The sequence below is a fragment of the Cytobacillus sp. Bva_UNVM-123 genome, from assembly GCF_046351715.2.
Taxonomy (GTDB): domain Bacteria; phylum Bacillota; class Bacilli; order Bacillales; family Cytobacillaceae; genus Cytobacillus.
Map to the genome: position 1 here is coordinate 2,283,895 of NZ_CM177772.1, position 18,015 is coordinate 2,301,909.

17 protein-coding genes and 1 tRNA gene are annotated in these 18,015 nt (G+C 35.8%); 14 read left to right on the plus strand and 4 right to left on the minus strand.

The features are described 5' to 3' along the window. Window positions 1–92 precede the first annotated feature (92 nt). The 5 genes from tkt to KDN24_RS11370 all read left to right on the plus strand — a co-directional run bounded on the left by tkt (window position 93) and on the right by KDN24_RS11370 (window position 6,675). Window positions 93–2,093 (plus strand): transketolase, encoded by a 2,001-nt coding sequence (gene tkt, locus KDN24_RS11350; RefSeq protein WP_409972558.1) that lies wholly within the window; start codon window positions 93–95, stop codon window positions 2,091–2,093. Window positions 2,094–2,263: 170 nt separating this feature from the next. Then, the gene (gene sirA / locus KDN24_RS11355; RefSeq protein ID WP_491348420.1) at window positions 2,264–2,701 is read left to right on the plus strand and encodes a sporulation inhibitor of replication protein SirA; all 438 of its coding nucleotides are present in this window, start codon (window positions 2,264–2,266) and stop codon (window positions 2,699–2,701) included. Between the two features lie 88 nt (window positions 2,702–2,789). Beyond that, a complete protein-coding gene (locus tag KDN24_RS11360; protein WP_525931277.1) occupies window positions 2,790–3,002 on the plus strand; it encodes a YneF family protein in 213 nt (70 codons plus the stop codon). A 129-nt stretch (window positions 3,003–3,131) separates the two neighbouring features. Further along, window positions 3,132–4,880, plus strand: coding sequence for an ABC transporter transmembrane domain-containing protein (locus tag KDN24_RS11365; protein ID WP_409972561.1), 1,749 nt, complete (start codon window positions 3,132–3,134; stop codon window positions 4,878–4,880). Window positions 4,881–4,884: 4 nt separating this feature from the next. Continuing rightward, window positions 4,885–6,675 (plus strand): ABC transporter ATP-binding protein, encoded by a 1,791-nt coding sequence (locus KDN24_RS11370; protein ID WP_409972562.1) that lies wholly within the window; start codon window positions 4,885–4,887, stop codon window positions 6,673–6,675. Window positions 6,676–6,737: 62 nt separating this feature from the next. Here KDN24_RS11370 and KDN24_RS11375 read toward each other — a convergent pair whose 3' ends face one another. Next, a complete protein-coding gene (locus tag KDN24_RS11375; RefSeq protein ID WP_409972563.1) occupies window positions 6,738–6,908 on the minus strand; it encodes a Spo0E family sporulation regulatory protein-aspartic acid phosphatase in 171 nt (56 codons plus the stop codon). Between the two features lie 324 nt (window positions 6,909–7,232). Between KDN24_RS11375 and KDN24_RS11380 the strand changes: the two genes are divergently transcribed. The 3 genes from KDN24_RS11380 (at window position 7,233) to KDN24_RS11390 (ending at window position 9,102) form a co-directional block, all read left to right on the plus strand. Then, window positions 7,233–7,940: a cytochrome c biogenesis CcdA family protein gene (locus KDN24_RS11380; protein ID WP_409972564.1), complete on the plus strand. Its 708-nt coding sequence runs from the start codon at window positions 7,233–7,235 to the stop codon at window positions 7,938–7,940. Window positions 7,941–8,122: 182 nt separating this feature from the next. After that, window positions 8,123–8,482: a response regulator gene (locus KDN24_RS11385; protein ID WP_409972565.1), complete on the plus strand. Its 360-nt coding sequence runs from the start codon at window positions 8,123–8,125 to the stop codon at window positions 8,480–8,482. A 155-nt stretch (window positions 8,483–8,637) separates the two neighbouring features. Further along, window positions 8,638–9,102, plus strand: coding sequence for a CcdC family protein (locus tag KDN24_RS11390; RefSeq protein WP_409972566.1), 465 nt, complete (start codon window positions 8,638–8,640; stop codon window positions 9,100–9,102). Window positions 9,103–9,202: 100 nt separating this feature from the next. On the opposite strand, the gene KDN24_RS11395 is transcribed toward KDN24_RS11390, so the two are convergent. Next, window positions 9,203–9,640: a GNAT family N-acetyltransferase gene (locus tag KDN24_RS11395; RefSeq protein WP_409972804.1), complete on the minus strand. Its 438-nt coding sequence runs from the start codon at window positions 9,638–9,640 to the stop codon at window positions 9,203–9,205. A 186-nt stretch (window positions 9,641–9,826) separates the two neighbouring features. Next, window positions 9,827–10,252: a DUF2621 family protein gene (locus tag KDN24_RS11400; protein WP_409972567.1), complete on the minus strand. Its 426-nt coding sequence runs from the start codon at window positions 10,250–10,252 to the stop codon at window positions 9,827–9,829. A 142-nt stretch (window positions 10,253–10,394) separates the two neighbouring features. On the opposite strand from KDN24_RS11400, the gene KDN24_RS11405 reads away from it, so the two are divergent. The 4 genes from KDN24_RS11405 to KDN24_RS11420 all read left to right on the plus strand — a co-directional run bounded on the left by KDN24_RS11405 (window position 10,395) and on the right by KDN24_RS11420 (window position 13,889). Continuing rightward, window positions 10,395–10,491: transfer RNA gene (locus KDN24_RS11405), tRNA-Sec, on the plus strand. Between the two features lie 140 nt (window positions 10,492–10,631). Further along, window positions 10,632–12,059, plus strand: a complete 1,428-nt coding sequence (locus tag KDN24_RS11410; RefSeq protein WP_409972568.1) for a tetratricopeptide repeat protein — start codon at window positions 10,632–10,634, stop codon at window positions 12,057–12,059. A 105-nt stretch (window positions 12,060–12,164) separates the two neighbouring features. Next, entirely contained in the window at window positions 12,165–13,391 is a 1,227-nt protein-coding gene (ygeX, locus tag KDN24_RS11415) for a diaminopropionate ammonia-lyase (protein ID WP_409972569.1), read from the plus strand. 39 nt (window positions 13,392–13,430) lie between these two features. Then, on the plus strand, window positions 13,431–13,889 hold the full coding sequence (locus KDN24_RS11420) for a nucleoside deaminase (RefSeq protein ID WP_409972570.1): 459 nt from the start codon (window positions 13,431–13,433) through the stop codon (window positions 13,887–13,889). 82 nt (window positions 13,890–13,971) lie between these two features. Here the strand turns inward: KDN24_RS11420 and KDN24_RS11425 are convergent, their stop codons facing one another. Next, the gene (locus tag KDN24_RS11425) at window positions 13,972–15,318 is read right to left on the minus strand and encodes a uracil-xanthine permease family protein (RefSeq protein ID WP_409972571.1); all 1,347 of its coding nucleotides are present in this window, start codon (window positions 15,316–15,318) and stop codon (window positions 13,972–13,974) included. Window positions 15,319–15,504: 186 nt separating this feature from the next. Between KDN24_RS11425 and KDN24_RS11430 the strand changes: the two genes are divergently transcribed. Beyond that, window positions 15,505–16,479: a Rieske 2Fe-2S domain-containing protein gene (locus KDN24_RS11430; RefSeq protein WP_409972572.1), complete on the plus strand. Its 975-nt coding sequence runs from the start codon at window positions 15,505–15,507 to the stop codon at window positions 16,477–16,479. Between the two features lie 217 nt (window positions 16,480–16,696). Continuing rightward, entirely contained in the window at window positions 16,697–17,950 is a 1,254-nt protein-coding gene (locus KDN24_RS11435) for a methyl-accepting chemotaxis protein (RefSeq protein WP_409972573.1), read from the plus strand. Window positions 17,951–18,015: the final 65 nt, after the last annotated feature.

Here is an 18,015-nt window from a genome sequence, read left to right on the forward strand (position 1 = left end):
AAAATACAGGCTTTTTTATCAATTTGTTGTATAAAGAAGTTACTAACTATATTATTAACTTGTAATGATTATTTGAAGAAGGGATGAATCTAATGTTTGATCAAAATGATGCTTTAGCAATTAGTTCTATTCGAACTTTATCAATTGATGCGATTGAAAAGGCAAATTCCGGCCATCCAGGAATGCCGATGGGTGCTGCACCAATGGCATATACTCTTTGGACGCGTTATATGAACCATAATCCCAAAAATCCAAATTGGTTTAATCGTGACCGCTTTGTCCTTTCAGCAGGACATGGTTCCATGCTTCTATATAGTCTTCTTCACTTGTCTGGTTATGATTTATCAATGGAGGATATTAAAGAATTTAGACAATGGGGAAGCAAAACTCCTGGGCATCCAGAGTATGGACATACGCCTGGTGTTGATGCAACAACTGGTCCATTAGGACAAGGAATCTCGATGGCAGTCGGTATGGCAATGGCTGAGCGTCATTTAGCTGCTGTCTATAATAAAGAAGATTTTAACGTGATTGATCATTATACATACAGCATTTGCGGTGATGGCGATTTAATGGAAGGCGTTTCAGCAGAAGCAGCTTCATTGGCAGGCCATTTAAAGCTAGGTAGATTAGTTGTCCTGTATGATTCTAATGATATTTCATTAGATGGAGATTTACATAAATCCTTCTCTGAAAGTGTTGAGCAACGTTATAAGGCTTATGGATGGCAATATTTGCGTGTTGAAGATGGAAATGATCTTACTGAAATCGCAAAAGCCATTGAAGAAGCAAAACTTGATGAGACACGCCCTACATTAATTGAAGTTAAAACGGTGATCGGATATGGTTCTCCAAATAAATCTGGTAAATCTGATGTACACGGTGCGCCTCTTGGTGCAGAAGAATTAAAATTGACGAAGGAAGCTTATCAATGGACATTTGAGGAAGATTTTCATATTCCTTCAGAAGTATACACTCATTTTAAAACGCAAGTAGTAGAACTTGGTGAAAAGAAAGAACAAGAATGGAATGAATTATTAGCACAATATAAAACGAAATATCCAGAATTAGCTAATGACTTAAATATAGCAATAAAAGGCGAGCTTCATGAAGGCTGGGATAAAGATATTCCTGTATATGAGGAAGGAAAGAGTGTTGCAAGCCGTGCCTCATCTGGGGAAGTAATAAATGCCATTGCTCAAAACCTGCCTTCATTTATTGGTGGCTCTGCGGACTTAGCAGGTTCTAACAAAACAACAATTAAAGGAACAACTGACTACAGTTCTGAATCATTTGAAGGGAAAAATATTTGGTTCGGTGTCCGTGAATTTGCAATGGGAGCTGCTCTAAATGGAATGGCTTTGCACGGAGGACTTAAAGTATTCGGTGGAACATTCTTCGTATTCTCAGATTATTTACGCCCAGCTATTCGCCTGGCGGCACTAATGAAGCTGCCAGTAACATATGTGTTCACACATGATAGCATTGCTGTTGGAGAAGATGGACCAACACATGAACCAATTGAGCAATTAGCCGCTTTACGGGCGATGCCGAATTTATCTGTTATTCGGCCAGCAGATGGCAATGAAACGGCTGCTGCTTGGAAATTAGCAGTAGAATCAACAGATAAACCGACTGCATTAGTATTAACACGTCAAAACTTACCAACATTAAAAGGAACGAATGACATTGCTTATGAAGGTGTCGCAAAAGGTGGATATGTAGTTTCTCCTGCTCGTAAGGAAAAGGCAGATGTATTATTACTTGCTGCCGGCTCAGAAGTGAGCTTAGCAATTGAAGCTCAACAAGCTTTAGATAAAGAAGGAATTTCAGCCGCTGTTATTAGTATGCCTTCTTGGGATCGCTTTGAAGCACAATCTAAAGAATACAAAGAAAGCGTCATTCCAAAAGATGTTAAGAAAAGATTGGCTATTGAAATGGGTGCTTCACTTGGTTGGCACCGCTATGCAGGTGATGAAGGAGAAGTATTGGCCATCGACCAATTCGGTGCTTCAGCTCCTGGAGAGAAAGTGATGGAAGAATACGGGTTTACTGTTCAAAATGTTGTAGCCCGAGTTAAATCATTCATATAAGCATAGTAGAAGAAGGGCAAATGCTCTTCTTCTTTTTTTATATTCATATGAATCCTTAAATTCGACAAAACAAGTGAAAGTTTTCAACACTGTTAGACAGAACGTTAAATGAATTTTCTGTATACTAAAAAGAAAGGAGTTGTCCAGTTCCTTAAAGGAGAGATCTATGGATGAGAGCCTATCAATTATATTTAATTGAAGAAGAATTCGCTACCCATTATTTTGGGAGAGAAAGATTGTTTTTTCAGCTTTTCTCTGAATATGAGTTTTTATCAGGTGAGCTGAAAACAATTGTGACAAAGCAAATTCAATTTATTACGAAACCAATTCCAAGTTTAAAGATTCATCAATATATTAATCAACAAATGCATAGAAAGAAAGATTTTCAAGTACATAATGGTACGTACTTTATTAAAATCGGTAAAAGAAGTAGAGCGAAGCTTGAAATATATGACCGATGTTTACTACTTGAAGCTAGTGGAAATTATGATGCTGAAACGGCATTTTTTGAAGTGTTACGCAAAAATGAAGGTTCGTTTTTAGCGATTGACCTGAAACATCATCGTTATGGATGGTTAAAACCAATAAAAGAAAGAAAATTGATCTAAAAAATATGAGAAATAAGCAAGCAAATATTGTATAATAACCTTTGGTCTAGTACACTGTATGATAGACAACATGAAGGAGGAAGTTTGGATGGGGCTATATATTCTAGTTGGTACTCTAGCGTTGCTTGCTGGTGTAGCACTAGGATTTTTCATTGCTCGTAAATATATGATGAGCTATTTAAAGAAAAATCCGCCAATCAATGAACAAATGTTAAAAATGATGATGATGCAAATGGGCATGAAGCCATCGCAGAAGAAAATCAATCAAATGATGAACGCCATGAATAAACAAACAAAATAATGGTGAACAAAGCACTCGACATAGCGGGTGCTTCTTTCTTTTTGAGAAAACAAAAATCTTCCTTATTTTTTAAATATTTGATAAAATATTTGGGCTATGTATTTTTGAACTAGCACGGAGGACAGAAGAATGAAGGTTTTTTTAGATTTAATGTGGTTTTTTAAACAGGAGAAAAAAGCTTATCTGATTGGAATTGTAACGCTATTATTTGTTGCGCTGTTACAGCTAATTCCACCGAAAATTATTGGTATCTTTGTCGATTATTTAACAGATTCAACATTGAACGGGACGACTCTTATCATTCTTGTGGCTATCTTAATCATAACAGCTGTTCTAATGTATGTTTTACGATACTATTGGAGAATTATGATTTTTGGTTCATCTTTAAAGCTTGCGAACCAACTAAGAAAAGAATTGTTCCAGCAATTTACAAAGATGTCCCAATCCTTTTATCAAAAAAAGCGAGTCGGAGATCTTATGGCACATGCGACAAATGATCTTCAGGCCATCCAACAAACGGCGGGATTAGGTGTCCTCACATTTGTCGATTCCTTAGCAACAGGCGGCTTTGTAATTATTGCGATGGCTGCAACGATTAGCTGGAAGCTTACATTAATCAGTTTGATTCCGTTACCGTTCATGGCCATTTTAACGAACTGGTATGGCTCTTTGCTTCATAAGCGATTTCATAAAGCTCAAGAAGCGTTTTCCTCGCTAAATGATAAAACACAAGAGAGTGTAACAGGTGTAAAGGTTATTAAAACGTTCGGACAGGAAAAGGAAGATGTTGAAGATTTTCGAAAACTTTCAGAAGATGTTGTTCAAAAAAATATCGCTGTATCAAAAATTGATGCTTTGTTCGATCCAACGATATCTTTAATAATCGGAATCTCTTTTTTTCTTTCTATTTCTTTTGGGGCAAAATATGTATTAAATGATGAATTGACAATTGGACAATTAGTTTCATTTACGACGTATTTAGGCTTGCTTATTTGGCCAATGTTAGCGTTCGGGATGTTGTTCAATATTATTGAAAGAGGACGTGCGTCAAATGAACGTGTGACCGCTATTTTAAGAGAGAAATCTGACATAATAGATGACCCGAATGCGCTAGATGATGTTCCAAACGGAAATATTCATTTTGCCATTTCTCGCTTTACATATCCTGGAGAGAAAGAGCCGGTTTTAACAGATATTCATTTTACGTTAAATAGAGGTGAAACGTTAGGAATCGTTGGGAAAACAGGAGCAGGGAAGACGACGTTGTTAAAATTGCTTACACGCGAATTTGACGGGATAGACGGGACGATCAAGATTGCAGGATATCCATTGCAACAGTATAAAATTGGAAAGTTAAGAGAAGCAATCGGTTATGTCCCACAGGAACATTTTTTGTTTTCTGCAACTGTGAGTGAAAATATTGCTTTTGCAAATCCAGATGTGAATGTTGAGAGCATCTATGATTCTGCTAAATTAGCGAATATACATGAGGATATTCTTCAGTTTACAGAAGGTTATCATACTGTCGTGGGCGAGAGAGGGGTTTCCCTTTCCGGTGGACAAAAACAGAGAATTTCAATTGCAAGAGCTTTAATGATGGAGCCTGAAGTGCTATTGCTTGATGATTCATTATCAGCTGTCGATGCGAAGACGGAAGAACTGATTTTAACATCTTTACGACAAAATAGAGCAGGGAAAACAACGATTATTTCTGCTCATCGATTAAGTGCCATCGAGCATGCAGATTTAATTCTTGTATTAGATGAAGGGAAAATTATTCAAAGAGGGACCCATGAGCAGTTGATGAATGAAGAAGGATGGTACAAAGATATGTACTTGCACCAGCAGCTAGAAGAACTTGTTGAGCTTGGAGGGTAGGCTGATGGAAAAAACACTTGTAATGAATGGAAAGGAACAACGTAATGTGCTATTTCGTCTTCTTTCCTATACGAAGCCACATAAGAAAACAATTATACTTGCATTCAGTTTACTTTTATTAACAACGCTTGGAGAAATACTCGGACCGATTATTATAAAAATCTTTATTGATGACTATTTACGGCCAAAAAATATGGTTTTCGAACCCATTTTTATGCTTGGGGCAGCTTATATTGTCATTCAAATTCTGAATGTGCTAGTGTCTTATTTTCAACTGCTTAAATTTCAAGAAATCGCCTTAAAAATTATTCAACAGCTGCGTGTTGATGTATATACGAAAGTTCAAAAATTAGGATTAAAGTATTTTGATAAAACACCAGCTGGAAGTATCGTTTCTAGAGTAACGAATGATACAGAAGCGATTAAAGAAATGTTTGTCAGTGTGTTAGTAACCTTTATTCAAGGCGGTTTTATGCTAACAGGTATGTTTATTGCTATGTTTATCTTAAATGCTAAAATGGCGTTGATTTGTTTAGTTACACTGCCTCTCATTTTTCTTATTATGCGAATATATCGGAATTACAGTTCCGTTTTTTATCAAGATATGAGAGAAAGACTTAGTGAATTAAATGCGAAGCTAAGTGAGTCTATTCAAGGAATGAATATCATTCAAGTGTTTCGACAAGAAAAGCGTTTTCGAACAGAATTTGGCCATATTAATAACCGTCACTATAATGCAGGGATGAAAAATATAAAAATCGATGCCTTATTGCTAGGACCTGCTGTTGATCTTATTTATTTCACTGCCTTAATTCTCGTTTTAAGCTATTTCGGTGTTATTTCGTTTAATAGTTCTGTTGAGGTTGGTGTACTTTATGCATTTGTCAGCTATTTAAACCGCTTATTCGAACCTATTTTTCAAATAATGCAAAGATTATCATTATTTCAGCAGGCCATTGTCGCGTCATCAAGAGTTTTTGCTTTACTTGACGAAACTGAGCTTGCGCCAAAACAGCAAGCTACTAATAATGAAATTAAAAATGGCGAAATAGAGTTTCGTAATGTCAGCTTTTCCTATGATGGGAAGCGCGATGTCCTTAAAAATATATCCTTTACTGCTAAACCAGGGGAAACGGTTGCTCTTGTCGGACATACTGGTAGTGGAAAAAGCTCGATCATTAATTTAATGATGCGTTTTTATGAATTTGAAAGAGGCGATATTTATATTGACGGACAATCGATTAAATCTTTCCGTGAAGATGAATTACGAAAGAAAACAGGGTTAGTTTTACAAGATCCGTTTCTCTTTTATGGAACGATTAAGGATAATATTCGTCTCTTTAACCAGCAATTAACTGATGAAGAGCTGGAAGCTGCTGCTCAATTTGTTCAAGCTAATTTATTTATTGAAAAATTAGAAGATGGATACAATCATAAAGTAGTAGAACGTGGATCAACTTTTTCAAGTGGACAACGGCAACTGCTTGCTTTTGCAAGAACCATTGCCACAAATCCACAAATATTAGTTCTCGATGAAGCAACGGCAAATATTGATACAGAAACGGAAGAGGCGATTCAATTAGCGTTAGCAAAAATGAGGAAGGGACGGACAACTATTGCGATCGCCCATCGTTTATCAACGATTCAAGATGCCGAGCAGATACTTGTATTGCATAAGGGAGAAATCGTCGAAAGAGGTAATCATCAAGAACTGCTCGCAATGCGTGGTCTTTACCATAAAATGTATTTATTGCAAAACAGTTCATCTGAAAAAGTAGAGAATGTAGTTGGATAAAATAACAAGACCAGTTTGGTGTATATTCCACCAAAGCTGGTCTTATTATTTTCATAAATTGTTTAATGTGTTCGGACTTTTTTTATGAAAACTCGATTGTACTCGTTCAAAAGTTTATCTAAGTCTTGACTATATTTAATCGCTGCTGCAGAATTAAATCCATTTTTCTTGGCCACTTGAATTAATTCAAATCTTTTCTGTTCGATTAAACTAATCAATTCTTGTTTACACATGGCCCTTTGCCCCTTCGACTTGAAAATTAGCTTTACTTTCATCAAGAAAAGTAGTGTAAAATATGAAATAATATCACAATTTTTGTTAATATATTGTCTAGTATAGCGAATTATGGGAATTAATTCAAAAGAAATCGCTTGATACTCCAAAAAATTTACAGTAAACTTCATGAAAAGTTAATAATCTCTCGAAAAATATGATTTTATTCATTTTTTAATTGACAGTCACTTTTATGACATAAAATGTTCAAAACAATTTATTATCTTTTCACGAATTGTTTTGATAGAATGAATGATGAATCGTTTTGAACAGGAGTTGTTAAAATGTCAGATTTGAATGTGTTCATTGCGTTAGGAGCAGGGTTTTTAAGCTTTATTTCACCTTGCTGTTTGCCTTTGTATCCCGCTTTTTTATCGTATATTACTGGGATGTCAGTTAGTGAACTGAAGGATGAAAATGCCATGCTGCAAAGACGAAGCATGATGCATACATTATTTTTCTTAATCGGCTTTTCGCTTGTCTTCATTGCTCTAGGATATGGGACTTCTTTCTTAGGCAGCTTCTTCACTGATTATGCTGATTTAATTAGACAAATTGGCGCAATTTTTATCTTTTTCTTTGGTTTAATTGTTGTTGGGTTTATTAAGCCGGAGTTTTTAATGAAGGAGAGAAGATTTGAGTTTAAAAATCGACCTACAGGATTGCTTGGTTCAGTTTTAATCGGAACGGCTTTTGCAGCGGGCTGGACACCTTGTACTGGTCCGATTTTAGGTGCAGTTCTCGCACTTGCAGTTGAGAATCCAAATTCGGCCATGCTTTATATGATCGCTTATATATTAGGTTTTGCCGTACCGTTTTTCATTTTATCCTTCTTTATTGGGAAGCTTAAATGGATTCGGAAAAATAGCAAGCTCATCATGCAAATTGGTGGGTATATTATGATGGTAATGGGAATTGTTTTATTTTTTGATTGGATGACGAAAATTATAGCAGTATTTTCAGGTTTATTTGGTGGGTTTACAGGGTTTTAATTATAGTGAATAGATCTTGTAGGAATGTTAAACCCTTGACTAATTTTTACAAAATGACTAAAATTACTGACGGAAATTGTCGCTTTGTTTGCATTGAATTTTCACGAAATTTTCGGTATATTCATATATGTGTTGTTTGTACGGATAATTATTTCCGTTGTATTAATCAAGGGGGAACGGCGATGGCAAGAATTTTGATAGTCGATGATGCAAAATTTATGAGGATGACTCTATCTAGTATTTTACATAAAGCGAATCATGAGATTGTAGGAGAAGGAGAAAACGGGATAGATGCCATCCGACTTTATGGTGAATTGAATCCTGATTTAGTTACAATGGATATTACAATGCCTGAGATGAGCGGGCTTGAAGCGGTAAAAGAAATAAAAAAAGCATACCCAAACGCAAAAGTCATTATGTGCTCTGCGATGGGGCAACAAAAAATGGTAGTAGAAGCGATTGAAGCAGGAGCTAAGGATTTTATTGTGAAGCCATTTGACGAAGGTCGTGTACTAGAAGCAGTAAATCGAGTATTAAGTTAAAAAACTAGGCTGAGCTTAATTGATAATAAGGTTAGTACCTTTCATTTATCAATCAAGAGTAGCCTTTTATTTTTTGCGCGAGTTTTTCTAATTAACTTCAAACGATGAATTAGTATATAATGGGTAGGTAAATTCATAAAAAAGGACGAAGAATTATGGACATTGTAATTATTTCATCGGTTGGAGCCGTTTTTATGGCAGTTTTCGTCATGTTTATCCGAATGAAGGCATCAACAAAACCAACATCTGCAAAAAAAATTATTTTACCGCCAATCTTTATGAGTACAGGTGCATTGATGTTTATTTTTCCGACATTTCGTGTTACCCCACTTGAAATCATTGAAGCTGTTGGTGTCGGAATGCTTTTTTCAATCTTGCTTATTAAAACATCAAAATTTGAAATTAGAGATAATCAAATTTATTTAAAACGTTCAAAGGCATTTGTCTTTATTTTAATCGGCCTCTTGGTAGTTCGAATTATCGCAAAGCTTATTTTAAGCTCCTCTATTGATGTTGGTCAGCTTAGTGGGATGTTTTGGATCCTTGCCTTTGGCATGATCGTACCATGGCGGATTGCCATGTATCGGGATTTTCGGAAACTGGAGCAACAGCTTGGTTAAATAAAGAAATAAATATGATTATGTAGGCCACCACTTATTGTGGTGGTTGCATAATAAGAAGCCACTTCCGTTAAGAAAGGAAGTGACCCATAATCATTTCTTATAATTGTAAACTCATAGTAACGGTTCTAATGCTAAATCCCAATTTTTCATACAATTTAATTGCGTGATTCCCTGCAAATGCACTAAGGCGGATTTCCGAATAGCCAGCTTGTTTTAAATGATCAACACCAGCTTTCATTAGCAGCTTGGAAATCCCATTCCCTCTAAATTCTTCTATCACAAATAGTTCGTAAATAAATCCATTTATTATATCTGTAAATTGGTCTTTACTTGTTCCTATAAGAATCCAGCCCATTAATTTTTCGTTTTCTGTTGCTACTAAATAATAGCTTCCCTTTTCCAAAAGTGGTTTAACAAGGTCGTCAATTTTTTCTTTTGTTGGTTCTACTTGTCCTAATGTGCCATCAAAAACAGCTTGTGGAGAAAGTGATAAGATCTTTTTCAGTTCATAATCGTTAGGTTTTCTAATATCCATCATTTCATTCACTCCTTTAATATCCTTTTCTTTAGTTTAGCACAATACTCTATTAATTCTCTTCCAAAGGCAGCAATCATTTTTGGGGGGATATGGTTATGAAGCTTTTATTTTTTCTCCTGGGGAAAAGTTTTATATAAAAAAGCTGCACCCCAGATTGAAGTGCAGTTCATTAGTTTGAAGCGGCTAAAAAAGGTGCTCATAAGGAGTAATATTTATTTTTTTCTCTGTTAGTCTTTTTCGTAAAAATTTATGATCTCTCTTTGGTGTTGCTAGAATATACCCTCTAATGATTAAATCTTCATTGATAGAAGTGACTTTTTCCTTTAGAGCAAGCTCACCAATCTTTCCAGCGATTTTATGCCTTGCGACATCACGGAATAGTTCTGGGACTGGACTGACAAGTTCTTCAAGTAATTCTTTCTCTTCCTGCTGCCAAAAATCTCTTGATTTATTTACATAATATTCTTCCCAATCCATATCAGACTTTCCGTCTTCTTTAGGCATTTTTTTAAGAAACTTGCGGAACATGAAGAAACCGCCAATTGCCATTGAACCCGTCAAGATAACAACCCAGAATAGGATAAACCATAAAAACCAGCCATCAAGCATTTTATTCACCTACATCATAATATTCCTTCATTTATTATAATCGTAAATTGAAAACGAGACAAGATCATCGGTTTCACATAATGTTCAGAAATACCCCTTGTCTCTTCGATACTTCAATACTATAATTAATATGTCTGATTGAGGGGTCGAATGGGGTACTGGTGTCCTCCACGGTCTTCAAAACCGCTTGTGACCTGCGTGCCAGGTTAGCTGGGTTCGATTCCCAGGCGGTCCCGCCAATATACATATGATAATCAAACTGCTCAAGTGAGCGGTTTTTTTAATTAGTTCACTTAGAGATTTTAATGGGGGCAAATAGGACAAGGAGAATACGATTTCATATGTTATAATGAACATATACAAGAGGGAGGTTATCAATGTGAAAAAAGAACGTATTATGCCGACCGAAATGATGATAAAAGATCAGAAAAGGTCCCTAATAGGAAATGTGGTTAAAGTCGCCATATTTGCCGGAAGTAAAATCATTCATGTTAAAATCGCAGATAAAGAAGACTTTTATTTAATATTTTTTCGAGACTCATTTGTTTATGGCGATTATTTGGAAGTAGTGGAAGAAGGTTCATTTATTTCTAAAGGATTTCAAGAAGGATTCGTTATCGACGCGTCAAACCCCTTTTTATCGGCACTTATTCCTAAAAAAAGTGTTTCTATACTTAATCGTGGTAAGCTTTTCTCCCATCTTAAGCTTCATTTTTCCCCACAGGAAATTGCATATATCGCAACAACTCTTGATTCATTCTTCCAAAAAGATATTCTTATTAAAATAATTGAGCAAATTTACTTTGAGTATAGAAGAAGCGGAAAGTTTATGAGGGCTTATCAAATATTAATTATATTGACTGAATTCATGCCTGAATTACAATCTGCAAAAGAACGTTTGGCTTCAATAGAATACACGTCTTACGATGATTTTTATCATTCCTCCAGTTTACAAACCATTTTTAAGAAAGATCCCCTTTTTATCGAAATACATTGTTTTAAAAACCGTTCACATCCAAAAAAACATCAATTTTTAGAGGAAATGTTGACATTAAAAAACCGCTTCCCTGAAATAATCCTGCTTTGGTTAGAAAAAACTAGAAAAGTACAAGAGCTAGAATCAATTCGAGTCTATACACAGATTGCATTAAAATGTGTTTCGATGGAAGATTGGATCATAACTTTAGTTCATGAAAAAATAAATCCTTATATCCATTTGCCAGAGGCAAAGCCAATAATAGATGGCATGATTAGTGAGGGAGAATATGAAAAAGCTGCTAAACTATTATTACATTTCATGGATGAACTACCTGCAGCTTATGATTCAGCTTTAATGAAACTATGGGAAAATGTAGATGTTGAGTTTGTTATATCTCATTTTGCACTCTATCAGGCTGTTTTAGAAAAACAAATAAATAAAAAAAGCGAAGAACATCTAGAAGAACAAATGAATCAGCTTATTACGAACTTGTTTAAGAGATATGACTTAAAAACAATATGTGAGAAAATGTTGCCTTTTATGGAAATAATGCCTCATTCAAAGATTTTAAATCAGCTTCGTCAAATAGGAGAGATTGCAGAGGATCCTGATCGGATGCTTGAACTAGGAGACTTCTATTTCGAGTATAAGCAGTATGATCTCGCCATAGAATGTTATTCTTGGGAGATGGAACTAAGCCCTCAATCACCTGAACCTGTAGCGAAGATTTCTAAAGTATACCAACATAAAGGGATGGGTCAAGAAGCTGCTGCCTATCAAAAAGTATATACGCAAATGAAGGAGCGTGAGATAACAGAAAGATTTTGACGAAAAAATCATGAACGACTTTTTTATAATATGATAATATAAATAGTAGTTGTATGAAAATTTTGAATTATTAGCTCTCACTCAATTATTGAAAAGGAGGTTTCCATGCAGAAAGCAGTTGAAAATAATGTTAGATGGGTAAAGAATAAATTTTATTCAAGTGATTATAACCTTGCTGAGCTCCGTTTTTTTCAAGAAAAAGAAGTTGAGAAAATACATAGCTTTCAAAAAACGCATCGCTTATTTACAACAACACCGCTTTATCATTTAAAGCAATTAGCGGAATATTTAAATGTAGCCGATATAAGAATAAAGGATGAGTCGCACCGCTTTGCTTTAAATGCATTTAAAGTATTGGGAAGCATTTATGCGATGGCTAAGTTTATCGCAAATCGAATAGGTGAGGATGTAGAAAGTTTATCCTTTGATATATTACAATCTGAGGATATCAAAAAAAGACTTGGTGAACTTACCTTCATATCAGCAACAGACGGAAATCACGGGCGTGGAGTAGCATGGGCAGCTCGGGAATTAGGACATCAGTCTGTCATTTTATTACCGAAAGGATCATCGCTGGAACGGCTAAATGCAATCCGAAATGAAGGCGCCAAAGCGAAAATAACGGATCTAAATTATGATCATACTGTGAGAATGTGTGCGAAACTGGCGAATGAAAATGGCTGGATTTTAGTACAGGACACAGCGTGGCAAGGGTATGAAGAAATTCCACTTTGGATTATGCAAGGATATGCAACGATCGCAAGGGAAACGGCTATGCAATTAAAGGAATCTAATGCAGAACCACCAACACATGTATTTTTACAAGCTGGTGTTGGCTCTTTTCCGGCAGCTATTGCTGCTTGTATGATTGAGTATTTTCATGAAAGACCACCACACATCGTTATTGTTGAACCGAATCAAGCAGATTGCTTTTATCGTTCATTTTCAAATGATGAAGGCAAGCGAGAAATTGTAGAAGGGGAAATGAATACAATCATGGCCGGCCTTGCTTGTGGTGAACCAAACACGATAGCCTATCACATATTGCGTCAATATGCGATAGGGTCTATTTCCTGTGATGATTCTATCGCTGCACTTGGAATGCGCATGTATGGCAATCCACTTAAAAATGATCCCCGTATTATCGCGGGTGAATCAGGAGCTGTCTCTCTTGGATTACTACATTCTTTAAGAATGGACCAGAAGGTTGAAAATATTTGTTATGAGCTGGGATTGAATGCCAATTCCCGCGTTTTGCTCATTAATACAGAAGGTGATACTGACCCGGCATTTTATCGAAAAATTGTATGGGAGGGTGCTTACCCAAAATAATAAAAAAGCTTACACATCATAACGGAGAGGAGAATTCGAATGGATCCATTTATGAAAAAAGCTGTCCAGCTGGCTGTTGAAAATGTTGAACAAGGAGGGCAGCCATTCGGGGCTGTCCTTGTAAGGAATAATGAAATAATCGCCGAAGGAGTAAATGAGCTTCATATTAAATATGATGTTAGTGGACATGCAGAATTATTAGCAATCAGAAGAGCTCAAGAAAAACTCCAAACAAATGATTTAAATGATTGTATTATGTATGCAAGTGGCGAGCCATGTGCAATGTGTTTAACAGCGATGTATTTTGCTGGGATTAAAACGGTTTATTATAGTGCTTCAGTAGATGATGCTGAAGCAGTTGGTCTTGGAAAGTCGAAAATGATTTATGAGGATTTAAAGAAAAATAAGAATGAACGAGAAATAAACATGAAGCAAATGATGATGGATTCTTCCATTATGGATCCTATGAAATTATGGCTAGAAAAAAATAATGGGTAATCGCTAAAAAATCAAATGATAAGATGCCACTCCTACTTATAAAGGAGTGGCATTTTACGTAAAAGACTGCAAAAAAAAGACTCTAATTATTCGGCAGTTCTTTTTCATGGTTGGTGACATTTTTTTCTTTCCCAATGGGAATTGCCAAATTCAATAATACTGTTGCTAAAGCACCGACTGTAATTCCGGAGGATAAAATATAAGTTGCCCAATCTGGAGCACTGTATAAAACATCCTTTGGCAAAACTGTCACAGCAATTGTTAATAAAATTGGAATTCCAATAACCATCATATTACGGTCATCAATGATGATTGGTTGAATAACCTTCATCCCATTCGTGACGATGGCAACACAAACGATCCCAAAGATCCCGTTAATGACCGGCTCTGGAATGCAAGTAATCGCCGTTGAAAGTTTTGGAACAAGTCCAAGACAAACAAGAATGACACCACTCGCCATTATGGCTAATCTACTGGCCACTCCTGTTATGGCTAGTAATCCTGCATTAGAGGAATAACCTGTCATTGGTGTACTTCCAAATAGTGCTCCAACAAAGCAACCAAGGCCCTCACCAACAGAAGCTCGGTTTAGACGTTTTTCGTCAAGCTCTTTGCCAGTGACAGTTGAAACAACAAACCAAGTGCCTGTTGTTTCGATGAGGATAATGAAATAGACAAATACCATTGTAATAATGGCACTAATATTAAAAATAGGCTTTCCGAAAGGCAGAAAAGAAGGTAAAGAAAACCAGGCTGCTTGGCTAACTGGTGAAAAATCAACACTACCAAAAAAGCTTGCAATTACAGTACCAGAAATAATCGCAATCATAACAGAAACTAAACGAAAAAAAGTTCCGATACCATGCATTCTTCTTCCAATAAGCATGCATATCATGAGCACTCCTGCAGATACTGCAGCAACAATGATGTTTTCTCCTATATTTCCTGGAGCACTATAAATATTATTCAGTCCAATGGGCATAAGTGCGATCCCGACAATAATAATAACTGTTCCACCTACAAGAGGAGGAATGATTCTGCTGACAACTTTTGCGAACCATTTTAAAGGATATCCTAGGAGGGCAATAATAATTGCTCCAGGTATTAAACTACCTGCAATGGCTCCTAACCCAAGCTTTCCTCCAATTGCTGCAATAGCCCCAATTGGTACATACGATGGTCCTTGGACGACTGGAAGTTTAATTCCTACTCCGGTTTGGATTAATGTCGCAAGGCCAGTTGCTAAAAAACACATCTGAATAAAGAAAGAAGTATTTTCTGTTCCTAAGGCTAAAAGACCTGCGATAACGATGGGTGCAATATACAAATCCATTGCTAAAACATGTTGTGCTCCAAGAAGAAGAGCTTTTCCGTAACTAATCTTATCGTCTACTCCTATGATAATTCCACTATCTGGTCTCTTTTCCAACGAGGATTCCTCCCTGAATGTTTGGTTATTAATGTTTTCATGAGGATTATATTAAAAAAATAATCGTTTGTATATAAAAAACGAACATTTTTATAAAAAAATATAAATTCGTTCGTATTTAGGGTTGACCATTCATAATAACTATGAGTAAAATAAAAACGTAAAAATTAGATGGGGGAGAACAAGATGATTCAAGATAAAGTTTTACTAGAGGATTGGATTGTTGCCTGCCGCTCTGAAGATGTTGAAGAAAAGCCAATTCAGGTTATCGTCATGGGTGAGCGCTTAGTCGTATTTAGAAATAGTGAAGGTGTGCATGTATTTAAAGATCTATGTATTCATAGAGGAGCTGCTCTTTCACTTGGCGAAGTAAAAAATGATTGTCTTGTCTGTCCATATCATGCATGGGAATATAATCATGAAGGGGCTTGTGTAAAAATTCCTCAGCTGCCTGAAGGGAGAGCGATTCCTTCTAAAGCTAAAGCTGAAGCATATAATTGCATTGAAAAATATGGATTTGTCTGGGTAAATTTAGCGAATAACGAGCCTGAATTATTCAATTATAAAGAAATGGAAACAGCTGGGTTTCGTAATGTTATTTGGGGTCCACAAGAAGTGAATGCAAAACCACCACGTATTATTGAAAATTTTCTTGATGTTGGGCATTTAGCAGTTGTGCATGTCGGATTTTTAGGAACTGAAAGCCATCGTATGATTGAGGACTATAAAGTTAATAAAGAAAATAACCGAATTTATTCGGATGAAATTGCCATCTTTCAACCAGATCCAGACGGTTCTGGAAAACCAAAATATGTTTATTACACATACGAAATTATTCGTCCGTTGACAGTAAAATTCACAAAAAGAGATCGAGAAAATAATTCAGAGATGACTATCTTACTAACGGTTCGCCCAGTTGATAATGATAAATCAGTCGCTTATGGAATACTTTCTTTTAATTATGATACGGGAACAACTGATGAAGAAATTGTGCAATTCCAGAATGAAATTTTTGCTCAAGATAAACCTGTAGTTGAAAATCAAAAACCAGAAGAATTGCCACTTGATTTACAAATTGAACTCTCACTCGTATGTGACCGCATGAGTATCGCATATCGACAGTATTTGAAGGAGCTTGGTGTTGTTTTAGGAACTGCATAAAAAAATCAACCCATCGTGATGGTGGGTTGATTTTTTTATGTCAATTTGATCGATAAGCTATATTGTTATAATTTTGAGAAAGTATTATATTTATTTCATAAAATGTAGTATATTAGGATAATAAAGGAAAAAGCATCGGTGATGGAAAAAATACGGAAATGTTTTTTCGGAATTACTAGATAAGAATAATAATATGTTCGTAAGGAGTTATTGTTTTATGAGTCAGTTTAGCTATATGTTTCGGACGCTAATTGTAGTCATTCCTGGTGTTTTATTAATTGGATTAGGGGTATCCTTTGGGAATAACTTGGAAGGACTGCATTTTTGGTTAACGATGGGCTCAATCTTATTTTTAGGCTCTTTAATTGGCATTCTTTCTTCTATCATGAATTATCGTAAATTTATAAAGCCGATTGCAAAGATTAATCATTACTTAGAAGAGCTTGCAGATGGAGTTATGATTAATCGAATGGATGAAAATGAAGTAGGGCAATTGAAATCGATAGCCAATATGATAAATCATACTGTTGATACTTGGAAAAACGTATTAAACAATGTTCTTCAAGCTTCAAATGATGTTTCATTAAATGCACAGCGGTTATCATCCGGTGCCAAACAGTCCAATTTGGCTACCCGCCATATTGCTGAAATTATCGAAGAGGTTGCTGTTGGGGCTGAGCGCCAAGTAAAAGACGTACATATTTCTTCTGATGTCATGTCTCAAATGGTAGAAAATTTGAATCGTGTTGTCGAAAATACGGCATATGTAAAGGAAAATATTTTTGAGTCACTCGAAAAAGCGAATCGAGGCTCTGAATCTATAACAAAAGCAAATAAGCAAATGCAATCCATCCACATGAATGTTAAAGAATTATCAACTGTTGTGAAAGGTTTAGGGGAACGCTCGCAAGAAATTGGCAATATAATTGAAATCATTTCAGCCATTGCCGCCCAAACAAATTTATTAGCTTTAAATGCTGCTATTGAAGCGGCAAGAGCAGGCGAACAAGGAAAAGGCTTTGCTGTTGTTGCCGATGAAGTTAGAAAACTTGCCGAACAATCAGCAAACTCTACTTTGCAAATTAGCGAGTTAATTCTACAAATTCAGAAGGAAACATCTCATGTTGTACAAACCATGACAATTGTAAATGGTGAAGTGAAAGAGGGAATCCAAGTAGTTAATGAGTCTGGAATAACATTTAGAGAAATTCACAAAGCAGTTGATTATGTGACACAACAGATGAATCGAGCGATTGAAGCGATACAGAAAGTTTCTTCAGGATCAGAACAAATGGCTCAGGCAATGAATGAAATAACGAATATTGCGCATGAATCAGCAATGAGTACTCAAAGTGTTTTAGCCTCAACGGAACAGCAATCAGCTTCAATGGAGGAAATTTCTTCTGCAACCGTTAAACTTTCGAATATGGCTGAAGATTTGAAGAAATTGCTGGCGAAATTTAAATTATAAAGATTTCAAAGGAATAGTTGGAATCTATCCGATCTAAATAATTGGATAGATTCCATGAAAAAGGA